This window comes from Metabacillus idriensis (genome assembly GCF_009674765.1).
In the GTDB taxonomy this organism is placed as follows: Bacteria; Bacillota; Bacilli; order Bacillales; family Bacillaceae; genus Bacillus_P; species Bacillus_P idriensis.
Genome location: NZ_WKKF01000001.1, coordinates 117,243 through 133,911 on the forward strand (window position 1 = coordinate 117,243; position 16,669 = coordinate 133,911).

General features: G+C 40.5%; 18 protein-coding genes and 1 pseudogene. 15 read left to right on the forward strand and 4 right to left on the reverse strand.

What is annotated here, in order from left to right:
* The first annotated feature begins 95 nt into the window (after positions 1–95).
* The 8 genes and pseudogenes from GJU41_RS00655 to GJU41_RS00690 all read left to right on the forward strand — a co-directional run bounded on the left by GJU41_RS00655 (position 96) and on the right by GJU41_RS00690 (position 5,830).
* A complete protein-coding gene (locus GJU41_RS00655) occupies positions 96–443 on the forward strand; it encodes an ArsR/SmtB family transcription factor (protein ID WP_154317828.1) in 348 nt (115 codons plus the stop codon).
* A 15-nt stretch (positions 444–458) separates the two neighbouring features.
* Positions 459–1,754 carry an arsenic transporter gene (locus GJU41_RS00660; protein ID WP_154317829.1) on the forward strand — a complete coding sequence of 432 codons (1,296 nt, stop codon included), beginning with the start codon at positions 459–461 and terminating at the stop codon, positions 1,752–1,754.
* 35 nt (positions 1,755–1,789) lie between these two features.
* Positions 1,790–2,208 (forward strand): annotated as a pseudogene (arsC, locus tag GJU41_RS00665) (arsenate reductase (thioredoxin)).
* Positions 2,209–2,300: 92 nt separating this feature from the next.
* A complete protein-coding gene (arsD, locus tag GJU41_RS00670; RefSeq protein ID WP_154317830.1) occupies positions 2,301–2,663 on the forward strand; it encodes an arsenite efflux transporter metallochaperone ArsD in 363 nt (120 codons plus the stop codon).
* A 20-nt stretch (positions 2,664–2,683) separates the two neighbouring features.
* Positions 2,684–4,462 (forward strand): arsenical pump-driving ATPase, encoded by a 1,779-nt coding sequence (gene arsA / locus GJU41_RS00675; RefSeq protein ID WP_154317831.1) that lies wholly within the window; start codon positions 2,684–2,686, stop codon positions 4,460–4,462.
* Positions 4,463–4,511: 49 nt separating this feature from the next.
* Entirely contained in the window at positions 4,512–4,940 is a 429-nt protein-coding gene (locus GJU41_RS00680) for a protein-tyrosine phosphatase family protein (protein WP_070877138.1), read from the forward strand.
* 15 nt (positions 4,941–4,955) lie between these two features.
* Positions 4,956–5,246: an adhesin gene (locus GJU41_RS00685; protein WP_318185148.1), complete on the forward strand. Its 291-nt coding sequence runs from the start codon at positions 4,956–4,958 to the stop codon at positions 5,244–5,246.
* A 95-nt stretch (positions 5,247–5,341) separates the two neighbouring features.
* Positions 5,342–5,830, forward strand: coding sequence for a GNAT family N-acetyltransferase (locus GJU41_RS00690; protein ID WP_154317833.1), 489 nt, complete (start codon positions 5,342–5,344; stop codon positions 5,828–5,830).
* Positions 5,831–6,090: 260 nt separating this feature from the next.
* Here GJU41_RS00690 and GJU41_RS00695 read toward each other — a convergent pair whose 3' ends face one another.
* The 3 genes from GJU41_RS00695 to crcB (GJU41_RS00705) all read right to left on the reverse strand — a co-directional run bounded on the left by GJU41_RS00695 (position 6,091) and on the right by crcB (GJU41_RS00705) (position 8,002).
* On the reverse strand, positions 6,091–7,179 hold the full coding sequence (locus tag GJU41_RS00695; protein ID WP_396653153.1) for a M42 family metallopeptidase: 1,089 nt from the start codon (positions 7,177–7,179) through the stop codon (positions 6,091–6,093).
* Positions 7,180–7,247: 68 nt separating this feature from the next.
* Positions 7,248–7,610: a fluoride efflux transporter CrcB gene (gene crcB, locus GJU41_RS00700; protein ID WP_070877134.1), complete on the reverse strand. Its 363-nt coding sequence runs from the start codon at positions 7,608–7,610 to the stop codon at positions 7,248–7,250.
* A complete protein-coding gene (gene crcB / locus GJU41_RS00705; protein WP_070877133.1) occupies positions 7,604–8,002 on the reverse strand; it encodes a fluoride efflux transporter CrcB in 399 nt (132 codons plus the stop codon). The genes crcB (GJU41_RS00700) and crcB (GJU41_RS00705) overlap by 7 nt, the downstream gene beginning before the upstream one ends.
* A gap of 166 nt (positions 8,003–8,168) precedes the next feature.
* Here crcB (GJU41_RS00705) and GJU41_RS00710 point away from each other — a divergent pair, with 166 nt between their 5' ends.
* The 7 genes from GJU41_RS00710 to GJU41_RS00740 all read left to right on the forward strand — a co-directional run bounded on the left by GJU41_RS00710 (position 8,169) and on the right by GJU41_RS00740 (position 14,957).
* Positions 8,169–8,825, forward strand: a complete 657-nt coding sequence (locus GJU41_RS00710) for a response regulator transcription factor (protein WP_070877217.1) — start codon at positions 8,169–8,171, stop codon at positions 8,823–8,825.
* Between the two features lie 3 nt (positions 8,826–8,828).
* A complete protein-coding gene (locus GJU41_RS00715; protein WP_224771342.1) occupies positions 8,829–10,223 on the forward strand; it encodes a sensor histidine kinase in 1,395 nt (464 codons plus the stop codon).
* Between the two features lie 245 nt (positions 10,224–10,468).
* Positions 10,469–10,990, forward strand: coding sequence for an SCO family protein (locus tag GJU41_RS00720; RefSeq protein WP_396653196.1), 522 nt, complete (start codon positions 10,469–10,471; stop codon positions 10,988–10,990).
* A gap of 13 nt (positions 10,991–11,003) precedes the next feature.
* A complete protein-coding gene (locus GJU41_RS00725; RefSeq protein ID WP_154317837.1) occupies positions 11,004–12,416 on the forward strand; it encodes a PepSY-associated TM helix domain-containing protein in 1,413 nt (470 codons plus the stop codon).
* Between the two features lie 5 nt (positions 12,417–12,421).
* The gene (locus GJU41_RS00730; RefSeq protein ID WP_170292687.1) at positions 12,422–12,883 is read left to right on the forward strand and encodes a FixH family protein; all 462 of its coding nucleotides are present in this window, start codon (positions 12,422–12,424) and stop codon (positions 12,881–12,883) included.
* A gap of 98 nt (positions 12,884–12,981) precedes the next feature.
* Complete coding sequence (locus GJU41_RS00735; RefSeq protein WP_133312103.1) at positions 12,982–13,134, forward strand: lmo0937 family membrane protein; 153 nt, start codon at positions 12,982–12,984, stop codon at positions 13,132–13,134.
* 170 nt (positions 13,135–13,304) lie between these two features.
* The gene (locus GJU41_RS00740; protein ID WP_070877128.1) at positions 13,305–14,957 is read left to right on the forward strand and encodes a ribonuclease J; all 1,653 of its coding nucleotides are present in this window, start codon (positions 13,305–13,307) and stop codon (positions 14,955–14,957) included.
* Between the two features lie 286 nt (positions 14,958–15,243).
* Here the strand turns inward: GJU41_RS00740 and GJU41_RS00745 are convergent, their stop codons facing one another.
* Complete coding sequence (locus GJU41_RS00745) at positions 15,244–16,527, reverse strand: MFS transporter (RefSeq protein ID WP_396653197.1); 1,284 nt, start codon at positions 16,525–16,527, stop codon at positions 15,244–15,246.
* Between the last annotated feature and the right edge of the window lie 142 nt (positions 16,528–16,669).

Sequence of the window (16,669 nt, forward strand, 5' to 3'; positions counted from 1 at the left end):
ATGCTTACAGTAAATTTACAAAGTTTTTATATATAAGCACTTTATTATATAAGTGGAATGTTATATAATGATTCCGACATGGAGGTGTTGGCAATTTGGAAGTGACTTCAACGCTTGATATTCAGAAAGTTTCTCAAATACTTAAATTGCTTGGTGATAAAACGCGTCTCACGATGATGAAAATGCTTGAGACAAATGATTGCTGTGTCTGTGAATTTACTGCGATTTTCAAAACAAGCCAGCCTGCAATCAGTCAGCATCTGCGGAAACTTCGTGATGCAGAATTGGTAAAAGAAAAACGCAAAGGGCAATGGATTTTTTATTCAATGAATAAAGAAAGTGAATATTATCCATTCATAAAAGGATTATTAGAGTATTTACCTGCACAAGATAACTTATTAACAGAATTAGAAACACAAGGATTACGCATTACCTGTGAATAGAGAGGGGAAGAAAGATTGACTTCAGTCATATTAGCTTCATTGATTTTTCTTTTAACTCTCATCTTAGTAATATGGCAGCCTAAAAACCTTTCCATCGGCTGGTCAGCATGCGGTGGAGCTATAGTTGCTTTATTAGTTGGAGTAGTTGATTTTGGTGACGTTATTGATGTAACTTCAATTGTTTGGAATGCAACCCTTGCATTTATTGCCATTATTATTATTTCTCTGATTTTAGATGAGATTGGTTTCTTCGAATGGTCTGCTCTGCATATGGCAAGAGCAGCAAGAGGAAACGGTGTAAGAATGTTTGTGTATGTCTCGATTTTAGGAGCATTGGTCGCTGCGTTCTTCGCGAATGACGGTGCAGCTCTTATCTTAACTCCCATTGTACTTGCCATGGTCCGCAACCTGAATTTTGAAGAGAAAATGGTTTTTCCATTTATCATGGCGAGCGGGTTCATAGCCGACACTACGTCATTGCCGTTAGTAGTCAGCAATTTGGTGAATATCGTTTCTGCTGATTACTTTGACATTGGATTTATTGAATATGCCACGCGGATGATTGTTCCTAACTTCTTTGCTTTAGGTGCAAGTATTCTCGTTTTATACTTGTTCTTCCGTAAAAGCATACCAGGGAAGTATGATCTTAAAGATTTAAAAACACCTAAAGAAGCCATCAAGGATGAGAAGATGTTCCGCCTATCATGGATCGTACTGGGGGTTCTCCTCATTGGATACTTTATCAGTGAGTTCTTGCATATCCCAGTATCCTTTGTTGCTGGTGTCGTCGCCATTTTCTTCTTGGCTATGGCGAGAAGAAGCCCGGCTGTTCATACTAAAAAGGTGTTAAAAGGGGCTCCATGGGCGATTGTATTCTTCTCCATTGGGATGTATGTCGTCGTTTATGGTCTCAGAAATGCCGGATTAACGGCTGTTTTAGCTGATGTAATTCAAATGGCAGCTGATCAGGGATTATTTATCGCAACGATTTCAATGGGCTTCATTGCAGCCATCTTGTCTTCGGTCATGAACAACATGCCGACAGTCATGATTGATGCTTTAGCCATTGCCGATACAGATACAGCGGGCACTTTAAGGGAAGCATTGATTTATGCAAATGTAATTGGTTCTGACTTAGGGCCTAAAATTACGCCGATTGGTTCTCTTGCCACACTTCTATGGCTCCATGTTTTAAGATTAAAAGGCGTCAAAATATCCTGGGGCACTTATTTTAAAACAGGTATCATTTTAACGATTCCAACCTTGTTTATCACACTTGTTGGACTTTATCTATGGCTGCTCATTATCTAAAAACATCAAACTCAACTTAAAAGGAGACTACACCTATGTCTAAAAAAACGATCTACTTCTTATGTACTGGTAACTCTTGCAGAAGCCAAATGGCTGAAGGCTGGGCGAAAAAACATCTTGGCGAAGAGTGGGATGTAAAAAGTGCAGGACTTGAAGCGCATGGTTTAAATCCAAACGCTGTTAAAGCAATGAAAGAAACAGGAATTGATATTTCAAACCAAACTTCAGATGTGATTGATCAGGAAATCTTAAACAATGCAGACCTAATTGTTACATTATGCGGGCATGCAGCTGACAATTGCCCTGTTACCCCGCCGCACATTAAACGTGTGCATTGGGGATTTGACGATCCTGCGAAAGCAAAGGCACGGAAGAAGAGAAATGGGCGTTCTTCCAGCGTGTGCGTGATGAGATTGGCGAAAGAATTGAGCGTTTTGCCAAGACTGGCGAATAATAAAAATAGAAAAGCCGTGAGATGATCTCCCGGCTTTCTTTCTATATCATGCATAAGTAAATCATTATATTTTAATGAAGGAGCTTGCTTATATGAAAAAAGTAGAGATTTTTGATCCGGCTATGTGCTGTTCAACCGGAGTTTGCGGTCCGAGTGTGGATCCGGAATTAACCCGGGTTGCATCTGCGGTTTATTCGTTAACTCAAAAGGGATATGAAATCACGAGATACAATCTTGCAAATGATCCCGGTGAATTCACCAAAAACAATCTCATCAATCAAAAGCTTCATGAAAAAGGACCAGATGTTCTGCCAATCACTCTTTTTGATGGTGAAGTCGTAAAAGAGGAATCGTACCCTTCAACAGAAGAATTTGCGGAATGGTTCCATGTAAACCAGGATGAGTTAAAACAAAAACCTAAAGCTAGATTGTCCATCAATCTTAACCAATTGTAAGGAAAAGCAGGTGAACGGAAATGTACGAGCCTTATAATCCGAAAAATGGAATAAAAACTCCTTTCTTATTTTTCACTGGGAAAGGCGGGGTCGGCAAGACATCCACAGCTTGTGCGACAGCAGTTGCCCTGGCAGATCAGGGTAAAACGGTTTTATTAGTCAGTACAGATCCTGCATCAAATCTTCAGGATGTCCTTGAACTGGAGCTGACCAATCAAGTCGTACCAGTCCCTTCAGTTGAACGTTTGCATGCATGTAATCTTGATCCAGAAGAAGCGGCAAGTGCTTACCGGGAAAAAGTAGTTGGCCCATATCGCGGAAAGCTTCCAGAAACAGTTGTGGCGACCATGGAGGAACAATTATCAGGAGCGTGCACGGTAGAAATTGCTGCATTTGATGAATTCACAAAGCTGCTTGGTGATGCTTCAGTTGTGGATGCTTATGATCACATTATTTTTGATACTGCTCCAACCGGACATACGCTCAGACTTCTGCAGCTTCCAACAGCCTGGAGCGGGTTTTTAGAGGAAAGCACTCATGGTGCTTCTTGTCTTGGACCTATGTCTGGCCTTGGGGATAAAAAAGATTTATATGCTAAAACGGTCGAAGCTCTTTCGAATCCTGATCAAACGACATTAGTTCTTGTTTCTAGGCCAGATGCTTCCTCATTATATGAAGCAAATCGTGCGTCACAGGAGTTAAAAGAAATTGGCATTAACCATCAAATTCTTCTGATCAATGGACTTCTGCAAACTCATCTAGCAGAAGATGAAGTGTCAACAGCTTTTTATCAGCGCCAGCGCGATGCCTTAGAAGAAATGCCAGAAGCACTGAAACAAGTGATTTCTTATACACTTCCCTATGTTTCTTATTCACTTACAGGCATTCAAAATCTAAGATACTTATTTAAACAATACACATTGCCTATTGCAGAGATAAAAGATTTTACAGAAGGTTCTATAGCATTACCAGGCTTGCACCAAGTCGTTGACAGCTTATCAAACGGCGGGACACGGCTTATTTTCACAATGGGAAAAGGCGGAGTCGGCAAAACAACAGTTGCATCGGCCATAGCTGTTGGTTTAGCAGAAAAGGGACATAACGTTCATTTAACTACAACTGATCCGGCAGCACATTTAGAATACATATTTGAGCAAAGCATCAAGAAAAATAATCTTTCTATCAGCAGTATAAACCCTGTTGAAGAAGTCGAAAAATACAAACGTGAAGTTCTTTTACATGCAGGGAAAGAGCTGGATGAAGAAGGGCTAGCTTACTTGCAGGAGGATTTAAACTCGCCTTGCACAGAAGAAATTGCGGTGTTTAGAGCTTTTGCAGATGTTGTGGAGCGTTCTGAGGATGAAATAGTTGTCATTGATACGGCTCCGACAGGGCACACCTTGTTATTGCTTGATTCAGCGGAGGCTTATCACAAAGAAATGACCCGGGCGAACGGCGAAGTTCCAGAGAGTGTTAAAAAGCTGCTTCCCCGTCTCAGAAATTCTGATGAGACTGAAGTGGTCATTGTCACACTTGCAGAAGCAACACCGGTTCTTGAAGCAGGCAGGCTGCAGAAAGACTTGAACCGGGCACAAATTCATCCAAAATGGTGGGTCATTAACCAGAGTTTATATGCAACAAATACAAAAGACCCTATATTAAAAGGAAGAGCGACATCAGAAAAGGCTTGGATTGAAAAAATAACATCCGGCTATTCTCCTCAAACCGCGATTATTCCATGGATGAAAGAAGAAAAACTTGGTTATGAAAAATTAAAGGATTATTTAACGATGAACTAAAAAAGCTTGATGCTTGAGCTTAACTTAAATGGACAAGGTGGAATACAGCATGACAACGAAAAATTATCACGAATTAATCAAGGATCGCATTTATATTGGCGGTGCAGACGATGCACAAGATATGATGGCAAATGAAAAAGCAGATATCGTATTTGATTTAAGAGCAGAAGCACCTGAAAACAGCCCAAATTATCATCGTGTTCACAGCCCTATCGTAGATGATGCTGATCAGCAGGATGAATCAGTAAAGGAATCCATTGATCACGTCGTCAAAGCATACAACGAAGGGAAAAAAATATATTTCCATTGTCAAGGTGGGAGTAACCGTACCGGTACAGTAGCAATCGGTACATTATTAGAACTTGAACAAGCAAAAACGATAGAAGAAGCGGAGAACATTGCTAAAACAGCTCGCCCAAAAATCAATGTAAAGCCTGAAATGCACGAAACGTTAAAACGATTATACCCAAACGCTTAACTTAGATTGAGGGAGATGGAGAAATTGAAAATAACAGAGAATGCGAAACAATTATTAGAAACCATTTTTCAAGAACGAAATGCTGAAGGAATAAGAGTCTATTCTTTAGGTTCGGGGTGCTGCGGTCCGCAAATCGGTTTATCGCTTGATGCACCAATGGATGCGGACATCGTTCAAGAAGTAAATGGCATTAAGGTTGCAATAGATCCTCAAATTTCCTCTTCAGTTGAACATATAACACTGGATAAAGAGAACACGGCTGATGGAACTGGTTTCGTATTGATTGGCGGAAGTGAATGCTGTTAATCGTAAAAGTCTCAGAAATGAGGCTTTTTTCTTTTCATCAAAAAAGCTGAATTTTATAATAAATTAAGCGAGATAACTTTGAGAGGGTGTATAGGTTGGATTATCAGATAAAAAAAATGACAGACAGTGATTGGGATCAGGTTAGAGCTATTTATCTAGAAGGCATTGCAACTGGCAATGCTACGTTTGAAACGGATGCCCCTTCTTTTGAGAGCTGGAATGAAAGTCATTCTAAAACATGCCGGCTTGTCGCTAAAGAAGGAAATAAAATTCTTGGCTGGGCCGCTCTGAGTGCTGTCTCAGGAAGATGCGTTTACGCAGGGGTAGCAGATGTCAGCATCTATATCGGAAAATCATATAAGGGTGGGGGGATCGGAACTGCCCTGCTGCGCTCCCTTATTGAATTAAGCGAAAAAGAAGGATTTTGGACGCTTCAGGCTGGAATTTTCCCTGAAAACATCTCAAGTTTAAAATTACATAAGAAAGCCGGTTTTAGAGAAGTTGGGATAAGAGAACGAATCGGCAAAATGAATGGGGGATGGAGAGACGTAGCCCTATTGGAAAGACGAAGTGGGAGGATTTAATAGAAAATAGAAAAACGAAGAGTTTTTGCTCTTCGTTTTTTATAAAGGCTGTTTTCGGTGGAAATTTTGTCCAACAGGAAATTGTCCTCCGAAGCCGAAGTTGGAGCGTCAAACTGGATTTTGCAACACGAAATGACCTCCTGAAGCCGAAGTTCGTGCGCCAAACCGGATTTTGCAACACGAAATCGCTCGCCGAAGCCGAATTTCGAGCATCAAACCGGATCTTGCAACACGAAATGAGAAAAAAGCCTTTATAAATTTTAATGAATTTCTCCGTTCATTTCTGTAATTAGCTTGAGCGTTTTTTCATCAAGGCGCTTGATGACTTGGTAGAGCAGCTCGACTGAATGATCCAGATCGTCCTTGTGCACGATGGAAACGTGGCTGTGAATATATCTTGCCGGAACGCTTACAACCAAAGTAGGAACACCCTGATAACCAAGATGGAATTTCCCTCCATCTGTGCCTCCGCCAGGCATGATGTCTACTTGGTAAGGGATTGAAAGTTCTTTTGCCACACCGACGACAAAATCACGGAGTTTTGGATGCGGGATCATGCTTGCATCGAAAAAACCGAGCAAAGGACCTTTCCCGAGTTCTGTGTGTCCTTCTTTTTCTTTCATTCCTGGTGTATCCCCAGCCACACCAACATCAAGTGCAAACGATATATCCGGATTGACTTTATTGACTAAAGTCTGAGCGCCTCTTAGACCCACTTCTTCTTGAACTGTGGCTCCTGCATATAAGACATTAGAAGATTTTTTATCTGCAGCGACTTTCTCTAATGTTTTCAGGGCTACATAGCAGCCTGCGCGGTTATCCCAATTCCGGGCAAGCAGAAACTTGGGATTTGGAAGTACTTCGAATGGACAAACAGTCGCGATCGGATCTCCGACCTGAACTCCAAAACTCTCTGCTTCTTCTTTGCTGGAAGCTCCAATATCAATAAACATATTTTCAGGCTTCAGCACATTTTTTCGTTCTTCTATGGACAGAACATGAGGTGCCTTTGAACCTATGACACCAGTCAAATCTCCATTTTTCGTCAGGACTTTTACGCGCTGGGCAAGCATGACATGCCCCCACCAGCCGCCTAATGTCTGGAATTTCAGGAAACCGTCATTCGTGATGGCTTTAACCATAAGACCGACTTCATCCATGTGACCGGCGATTAAAATTTTCGGGCCTTTTTTTCCCGTAATTCCAACGATGCTTCCAAGATGATCTTTTATAATCTCAGGCGTTATTTGACTTATGTTTTCTTCAAGGACTTTATGAATTCGTGCTTCAAAACCTGATGGGCCTGCAGTTTCGGTTAATTGTTTCAATAGCTGTAAGTCTTTTTCCACTATACATCCCTCCATTAGTAGGATGTCTTGGATGTGAAGATTTTACGCTGTTTATTTTTATGCGGCAATCACTGTTTGCCCATTCCAGTCATTAATCCAATAAATGCGAGCAGAATCCCGCCGGCATACGAGAAGAGGAGATATTTGATTAAAACAGGATAATTTTTCTTTTCTCTAAGCTGGATATTCTCAAGCTTAAAAGTGGAAAACGTTGTGAAAGCTCCCATAAAGCCAATGCCGAATAGGAAATAAAAGCTTTCCGGCAGCCCTTTTCCGGTCATCCACCCGAGCAGAAAAGAGCCGGCTAAATTAACCGCGAGTGTGCCGATTGGAAATCCAGTCTGACTTTTGTTATTCAACCGTGAACTGATGATAAAACGGGCAATGGCCCCTAAACACCCGCCAGCAGCAATTAATAATAAGTTCATGATGCAGCCTCGCCTCTTCCCTTAAACATGCGGAGTCCCAGGAAGTACCCATACCATGACATAAAAAGTCCTCCAGCAAGACTGAGGATCACATAGATAAGCGCCATGAGAATTGAACCGCTCCGAAGCAGCAGGACTGTTTCAACGCTGAAAGTGGAAAAGGTTGTGAATGACCCGACAAGACCTGTTCCAAGCCCGGCTAAAATATGAGGATGAAAGAGCTTCAGCCTCAAAATGCCAGTTGTAAACCATCCGAGTATAAAGCAGCCAATCAGGTTCGCAAGAAGGGTTCCTAGAGGAAAACCATTGCTGAGCCAAGGGTGGGTGAGCACACCTAAAGAATACCTGAGCAAACTGCCAATGATTCCTCCGGCTCCGATCATTACATAGTTCATCTTGTATAACCTCCTATATGAGAAAAAAACCGAACCTCATTTTTTAAAAGATTTTGTCTTTAAGACATCCGTTTCATAAAAACTTCACATCATTATTATAAAATAAAGATTATACTCTAATATAGAACTTTAAAGCGGGGTTTGAATAGTGAACACAGTAACTATTATGATCATTGATGATGAAGAAGCAATGAGAGCACTGATAAAAACATTTTTAATTAGTGAGGGCTATTCAGTCATTGAAGCTTCTAATGGCATGGACGCTCTTGAACGGATAAATATTGATGCGCCTGATTTAATAGTTGCGGACGTTATGATGCCTTATATGGACGGCTTTACATTTGCAGAAGAATTGAAAAAAAACCATCATATCCCCCTTATTTTTTTATCTGCGAAAGGGGAGGAATGGGATAAAATCCAGGGCCTCAAACTTGGCGGGGATGATTATATTGTAAAGCCGTTTCACCAGGGAGAACTGCTTGCAAGGATTGAATCTGTTTTAAGAAGAGTGAGGCAGAGCAGCATTTTAAGTAATCGGATAACTGTTGGTCCGCTTGTTCTTGATGCATCTGGCTATAAAGCGATGATAAAAAATCAGCCTTTATCCTTAACATTAAAAGAATTTGAGATTCTGTCCCTGCTTGCAAAAAATAAAGGGACGGTCTTTACGAGAGAACAGCTTCTTGAATCGGTTTGGGGATTAAATTACATTGGTACAGGCCGAACGGTAGATACTCATATTAAAACACTTAGATTGAAATTGAAGGATTATGCATATCTCATTCAAACAGCATGGGGTGTCGGGTATAAATTTGAGGTGTAACTATTGAAACGTCTGAACTTAAGCCAGAAAGTACTGATGCTGATTGGCATTTGCATTGTATTCAGCATTTTATTTTCTTTCTTTTTTCTGCATTTTTTATACAAAGAACTTTATTTTAACAGCATCAAAGAGTCTGTCATTTATCAGGGCGAGAGAACAGCTGCGCATTATCACTACGGCTCTCTAAGCGATGAAATCATTGAAAAAATTCACTGGTACAATGTCGTGTCTGAGTATGAAGTGATTGTACTGGATGATATTGAAGATTTAAGTTCGTATTTTCCATATGAAGTGAACTATGAAGCTCTGATTACAAGTGAAGACCGCGAAATCCTTGAAAATGGGGATTACATCGTGAAGGATGGCTATGTAAAAGAGTTTAACCGTGAAATCATAGGCGCAGTTTTCCCGATTATGGGAGATAAAGGGCTTATAGGATTCATCTATATCTATGTTCCTTTAGCAGATCTTCAAGAAGTATTCGAAGGAAGCCTGCCTATTCTTCTGCTTGTCGGATCTCTGTTTTTTATGATTCTCTTTTTAGCGGTCAATCAGATTCGGCGATCGCTTTTTAAGCCTCTGAATGATTTTCAGGAATTCTCTAAAGAGGTATCAAAGGGCAATTACTCGAATCGTCTTGTCCATAACAATCATGACGAAATTGGACAGCTTGCTCACGCATTCAATTCCATGAGCCAGTCGCTTGAGGAGCAGGAAGCGAGGAAAAAAGAGTTTCTTGCAAATGTTGTGCATGAGCTGAGAACGCCGCTTACTTATATTGGCGGGTACAGTCAGGCTCTTAACCGCCGAATGTATGCATCGCCTGAAGAAGCGGAGCACTATTTAATGACGATTGAAAGAGAAACGAATCGCCTGAATAAGCTGATCACCGATTTAATCGATCTTGATCACCTTCAGGAAAATATGTATACACTTAACGCTGAACCCATCGCCATTGTTCAACTGTTTTTAGATACGCTTGCATTATTTGATATCAGAATCAATGAAAAAAAGTTAAAAACAGAACTGGATATTTATGAAGATCTTGTCGTTATAGGAGATCCTAAACGGCTGCAGCAAGTTTTCTACAATCTTTTGGATAATGCAATCAAATATGCAGATGAAGAAAGTAAGATAAAAATAACTCTCATTGAAGAAAACAAGCAGCTATTGTTACGTCTTAACAACAAGGGAAATGAGATATCAGAAGAAGATCTCACCCATATAGGGGAACGTTTTTTCCGTTCGGATAAAGCACGGAGCCGAATGACAGGCGGAACAGGTCTTGGTATTTCCATTGTGAAAGAAATAGTCAGGCTGCATGAAGGGGAATTTTTAATCAGCAGTGATTCATTAAATGGAACCACTGTTACTGTTATCCTGCCAGGCCTATTATAAATTTATTTTGAACCGCTCGATTTTTCGGGCGGTTTTTGGTTGTTGCGTGAGTCCTCTAAATTTCAGACCGAGGGAAAAATATGTATCCACCCGGCTCAATTGCTTTTCTTCATTTTGTTGAAAAATCTTTATTCTTTTCTCACAGTAAGTTCACAATCATTATGTACTCTTAAGGTAATCAACTGAAAAAATGAGGTGGAACATTGAACAAAACAGTCCTGTTTATACTGATTCTCAGCTGTGTTATTCAAAGCGCCTGTCAATTTAACGAAGAAAGACCGTATCAAATGAAACCGTTTACCTATACAAACCAAAATGAACAGGCTTTTGGCACCAATGATTTAAAAGGTAAGGTATGGATTGCCGATTTCATTTTCACAAGCTGTGAGACCGTGTGCCCGCCCATGACTGCAAACATGGCAGCCCTGCAGACAGAATTGAAGGCAGAAGAGCTGCCTGTGGAACTGGTTTCAATTAGCGTAGACCCATCTGTGGATACTCCGGAAAAGCTTAAAGCATTTATGCAAAAGTTTACAAAAGATGATTCAAACTGGAATATGCTTACGGGGTATTCCCAGGAGGAGGTAGAGAAATTTGCAAGAGATGAATTTCAAACTCTTGTTCAAAAACCTGAAGCATCTGATCAAGTGATACATGGAACAAATTTTTACTTAATCAACAAGAATGGTGAAATTGTAAACGATTATAGCTTTACACATGGAAATAATTTCAAAAAACTCATTGCTGATGTGAAGAAACAAATGTAAAAGGAGAACGAACATGATTAAAAGCGAGATAAACTATCAATGGGAAAACGCAGAACAAGCACCAGTAAAACCTTCAAAAAACAAAACAAAACCATCTATTTATCAAGTTGTCTGGAGGTGGCACTTTTATGCAGGAATAATCTTTTCGCCTTTTTTGATTATTCTGGCATTCAGCGGAGGTGTCTACCTTTTTAAACCGCAGATAGAAAACTTCATATATAAGGATATTTACTATGTCCAGGAAGAAGGATCAAGTACACTTTCACCTACCGCTCAAGTGTCAAATGTTCAGGAGAAATATCCTGATGGAACCGTAACCTCTATCAAATTTTATGATGATCCGATGCGGACGTCAGAGCTTGGATTGCTGCAGAATGAAAAAATGATTTCCGTATATGTAAATCCTTATAACGGAGACATTCAGGGAAGCTTAAAAACAGAAGAAAAATTCACGGAAATTTTTAAAAAGATTCACAGTGAATTGCTTGTCGGCGGTACAGTCGCAAATAGACTTGTCGAGCTTGCAGCCTGCTGGGCGGTAATCCTCTTGATCACAGGATTATATATTTGGTTTCCAAGAAATAAAGCTTCCATCTGGGGCACTATTTTACCGAGGTTCACAAAAAAAGGCAGAACGTTTTGGCGTGATATGCATGCTGTGCCTGCTTTTTGGTTTTCGGCTGCAATCTTAGTGTTAATTGCAACAGGTCTTCCGTGGTCAGGGGTAATGGGGGAGAAAATTAATAAAGTGGCCACATCCACAAATACGGGAGCCCCGCCATTTGCCTACAGCTGGGGTGAAAAGCCTGAGTCTGACATCAAAACGCGGGATGTTGCAGAAGAGGTGCCATGGGCAACGGAAAACCTTCCAGTTCCACCATCATCCGGTGCAAAATATGTACCTATTTCGCTTGAAGATGTTCAATCTATATCTGAAAATGAAAAAGTTGCGAAGCCATATACAATTTCTTTCCCTCAAGGTGAGAAGGGTGTTTATACCATTTCCGCTTCGAATCCCAATCCGAGTGATGATGCAACATTGCACCTCGATCAGTACAGCGGGACTATCTTAAGTGACGTGAGGTTCAGTGACTACGGAATCATGGCTAAAGCAATATCCCTTGGCATTTCCCTCCATGAGGGCACATTATTTGGCCTCGCCAATCAAATTATCGGGTTGATTGTTTGTCTAGGGTTGATCGGCTTGGTTGTCAGCTCTTTCATTATGTGGAGAAAGAGAAAACCTGAAGGGAAATCAGGAGCTCCCGCTGGGTCAATGAATAAAAAGGCGGCAAGGGGAGTTTTCTTCATTATGATGATTTTTGGGGTGATTATGCCGTTAGTCGGAATTTCAATCATAGCAGTCTATTTACTGGACCGATTTGTTTTCGTGAGAATCAAACCGCTGAAAGCGTGGATAGGATGAAAATCGTGAATAGAAAATCATTTAATACGTGGATGATCATTCTTATATTCTGTTTAACCGGCTGTGCAGCCAATGGAAAAGAAACACCCGAAATTGTAAAAGCAGACATAAAACTGCCAGAAACACTCGCTTCCAATCAAGAAATTATTTTTAAAGTGAAATTGACACAGGGCAATGATTCTGTTGAAGATGCGGATGAGGTCACGTTTGAAATATGGAAAGCGAATGAAAAAGAAAAGGCTGTCTTGATTGAAGCCTCACATGATAAAAATGGAATCTACAAAGCCCGGAGCAGCTTAGAAGCTGAAGGCGTGTATTTTATCCAAACACATGTCACAGCCCGGGATATGCATGTCATGCCAAAGCAGCAATTTGCCGTCGGAAATGTAACTGAAGATGAGTTGAAAGCTGCTGAGGAAGCTGGTGAAAAAGAAAAATCAGCTGACATGTCAGGAAAACATCATTAAGAGACAAATGGATCATCTATGTAAAAGTTTAATTTTTAAAAATGGAGGGAAGATAATCTTTAATGAAATAAAATAAAGAGAGAAAGAAGGAAAATGCGATGTTATGGACGATTATTGGACTTTTACTTTTATTCTGGGTGCTTGGTCTTGTATTTAATGTAGTAGGCGGAATTATTCACGTTCTTCTTGTTCTTGCAGTGATTGTTTTTCTTTATAACTTTTTTGTAAAGAGAGGAAAAACGAGGGTTTAATTAGAAAGACAGGCTGAGATAAAGGCACATCACGTGCTTTTGTCTCAGTCTTTTTTCTTGCTGTTTTATTAATGGCCTTTCTGAGGCAAAAGGTATGATACAATGAAATAATAGCTGTAAAAATAAAGACTCGGAAATTGAAAGTGATCAACAGTGCTAGGAGACTAAACATGACAATAGAGAAAAATGTAAAGATTATTCCGCTTGGCGGAATGGGTGAAATCGGGAAAAATATGTACCTCGTTGAATATGAAGATGAGATTGTGATTGTCGATTCAGGAGTCAAATTCCCTGACGAAGAATTAAGAGGCGTTGATTACATCATCCCTGATTATACATACTTGGTGAAAAATGCCCATAAAGTAAAAGGGCTTTTTATCACTCATGGACATGAAGATCATATTGGCGGTGTGCCTTTCTTATTGAAAAAGCTGAATGTTCCTGTATTTGCAGGAAGACTTGCTATGGGTTTTATCAGAAGCAAGCTTGAGGAGCACAACCTGCTCAGAGATGCAGTACTGCATGAAATTACAGAAGAAAGCACGATTAATTTGGAAAACCTGGATGTCACGTTCTTCCGGACAACTCACAGTATTCCGGATTCATTTGGCGTGGTCATCCATTCGCCAATAGGAAACATTGTTCACACAGGAGATTTTAAATTTGACCTGACACCCACAGGACCGGAGCAGGACTTATCGAGGGTTGCAAGGGTTGGACAAGAAGGTGTGCTCTGCTTGCTGTCAGATAGCACAAACAGTGAAGTACCCGGCTTTTCAGTATCAGAAAAAAAGATTGGGCAAAACATTTTAGATTTGGTCAGAAGACAGTCCGGCCGTATTATTGTGGCTTTATTTGCATCAAATGTTTTTCGCCTTCAGCAGGTTATAAAAGCATCTGTAGCCTGCGGCAGGAAGGTGGCCTACACGGGAAGAAGCATGGAAAGAGCGATATCTATCGGCCTTGAGCTGGGCTACATTGAAGCGCCAAGCGGTACGTTTATAGATCCGGATGAAATCAGTTCTTATAAAAACAACGAACTGACTATCTTGTGTACAGGCAGCCAGGGGGAACCTTTTGCTGCTCTCTCAAGAATTGCTGAAGGAAAACACCGCCACATCCATATTGAGGAAGGCGATACCATTATTTTTTCTTCTTCCCCAATACCGGGAAATGTTCTTAGTGTAAACAGAATTATCAACAAGCTGATGAAAGCCGGAGCAGATGTAATTGACAATAAGCTCTATGACATTCATACGTCAGGGCATGGCGGTCAAGAAGAGCTGAAGCTTATGCTGAAGCTGCTGAATCCAAAATTCCTGGTGCCGATTCACGGCGAATACCGCATGCAGAAAATGCATCAGACTCTTGCAATGGAATGCTTTATTCCAGAAGAAGATATTTTCATTTTGGATAATGGGCATGTATTGAATGTTTCCAGTGACAAGGCGTATCAGGCAGGGAAAGTGCCTGCCCGTTCTGTCTATGTTGATGGAAATGGAATCGGTGATGTAGGAACATCCTTGCTTGGCGAGCGGAAGCAGCTTGCAGACAGCGGAATCATTTCGATTCTGATTTTTAAAAACGGAGAAGAAATCATCCGCAAACCGCAGATCATTTCAAGAGGCTTTGTTTACTTAAGAGAGTCCAATGACTTCATTGTGGAAATAGAAGCACTTGCTGCTGCTGTCATCAGGGAAGATAAAGTTGAAGGGGATATCGAGAAACATTTAAATTCAGTGATATCCGACTTTATTTATAAAAGACTTAAAAGATCGCCTATCGTCGTTGTAAAGGTGATTGATGTGAAAAAAGAAAAGTAACACACAAGGCTAGGACAATAGGTTTCAGCCAAAGAATAATCCGAACTATTATGTGAAATTCCAACTTGAATTTCGTTTTAGTTCGGATTTTTTTCTTTGGCTCTTTTCATAAATATTGTTGCTGCAGGCTAAATGATAGAAACCATAAGTGGAGCGGAAAGGAACGGACATTATTTATCATGAAAAACAACAATCTATGCGAAAATACCCCTTTCTTTTAAAGGTTTTCGCACTATTAAATGTTCGGCTTTCATTCAGGAATTGATCGTTACGTCCCAGCCTCTTTTTATGTCTTCTCAATCGGAATTTGTTCAATCTTGCCTAAAACGGCTGTATAAAAGAATAATCCAATAACCAAAACAGCAGCAGCAAGAACAAATGCCATGTTGAATGAACCTGTCTTATCAACAATGTACCCTGTCAGGAAAGTGGCAATGATTCCCCCAAATAAATTGTTCGAAAAGTTAACCATTGAACTGAGAACAGCAGTTGTCCCAGGCGGTGAAAGCTTTGCTGCAATCGTCCATCCGACCGGGGCAGTAGCGGAAATACCAGCGAGGCCAATAGAAATAAAAAGCATGGACATGATTGGATTTTCCGTAAAAATAGAGCCCAGAAATGTCAGGCCGACTGTCATTCCAATGACGATGATTCCTTTATAAACTTTGTTTGAGGCACGACCTTTTCCTATCAGAAAGTCAACCAGCCAGCCTCCTGCGATAATACCTGATATAGCGGCAATCAGCCAGGGAATGGCCGTATAAAGGGAGGAGGAAAGTAAATCAAGTTTAAACTGCTCTCTGAAAAAAGTCGGAAGCCAGAGCAGAAGCAAATTAAAGGTGTAGCCATATCCTGTGAAGCCGATCATGAGCCCCCATACTTTTCGATTTTTAAAGAAGGTCTTTAAAACGAGAAGAACTTTGTAGGAAGGCATATTGGAAAGATCCCCATACTTTTGAATGTAATTGATTTCTTCTTTTGAAATGCTCTTATGAGAACGGGGTTCATCATAATATTTCCAGAAGATAACCGTAAAAATAACATTTATGACTCCAATTGTTAAAAAGGCAATTCTCCAATCATAAAGAGTAATTAAAATTGCTACCAGTGGTCCTCCGATTACATTGGACAGTTTTGCTGAGGAATCAAAAAGAGCGTTTGCGAATCCCCGTTCATGAAAGGGGAACCAGTTGGCTGTAGCTTTTGCTGCTGCAGGAAAAGCGGATGCGCTCGTAATGCCGGTTAAAAAACGCAGAATATATAAGAGCAGGGTTCCTTGAACAAACACTATACTGATGGTTAAAAGAGTCCAAAGGATCATGCCGATTCTCGTTACCCAACCGACTCCCCATTTGTCGAGCATCCCTCCAATAGGAAGCTGCATTACGGTATAAGCATAGTTGTAAATAGTGAAAACAAGCCCCATTTCAAATGCACTGAGAGAAAAAGCCTTCTGCAGTTCAGGTGCTGCTGCAGCTACTGCAACTCGGTCAAAGTAATTTAAAATAATCAGACTGCTAAGCAGGGAGGAGATGGCCCATCTCGTGTTTTTGCCAAGAGGACGGATTATTTTTTCGGAATTGGTCAAAACAGACACCTGCCTTTTTAGCTGATTGGGAGGGAAGTTTGAAAAGGAATTCCTGTTTAAGGTTTCCTCTTTTTTCATTCATCATTCTTTTTGATTTACGCCACCGCATAAAACAAAAAAGAGA

Coding starts and splice junctions, on each gene's coding strand:
- arsD (WP_154317830.1), top strand. CDS start 2,301: ATGAAAAAAGTAGAGATTTTTGATCCGGCTATGTGCTGTTCAACCGGA.
- arsA (WP_154317831.1), top strand. CDS start 2,684: ATGTACGAGCCTTATAATCCGAAAAATGGAATAAAAACTCCTTTCTTA.
- GJU41_RS00680 (WP_070877138.1), top strand. CDS start 4,512: ATGACAACGAAAAATTATCACGAATTAATCAAGGATCGCATTTATATT.
- GJU41_RS00685 (WP_318185148.1), top strand. CDS start 4,956: ATGGAGAAATTGAAAATAACAGAGAATGCGAAACAATTATTAGAAACC.
- crcB (WP_070877133.1), bottom strand. CDS start 8,002: ATGAACTATGTAATGATCGGAGCCGGAGGAATCATTGGCAGTTTGCTC.
- GJU41_RS00710 (WP_070877217.1), top strand. CDS start 8,169: ATGATCATTGATGATGAAGAAGCAATGAGAGCACTGATAAAAACATTT.
- GJU41_RS00725 (WP_154317837.1), top strand. CDS start 11,004: ATGATTAAAAGCGAGATAAACTATCAATGGGAAAACGCAGAACAAGCA.
- GJU41_RS00735 (WP_133312103.1), top strand. CDS start 12,982: ATGTTATGGACGATTATTGGACTTTTACTTTTATTCTGGGTGCTTGGT.
- GJU41_RS00740 (WP_070877128.1), top strand. CDS start 13,305: ATGACAATAGAGAAAAATGTAAAGATTATTCCGCTTGGCGGAATGGGT.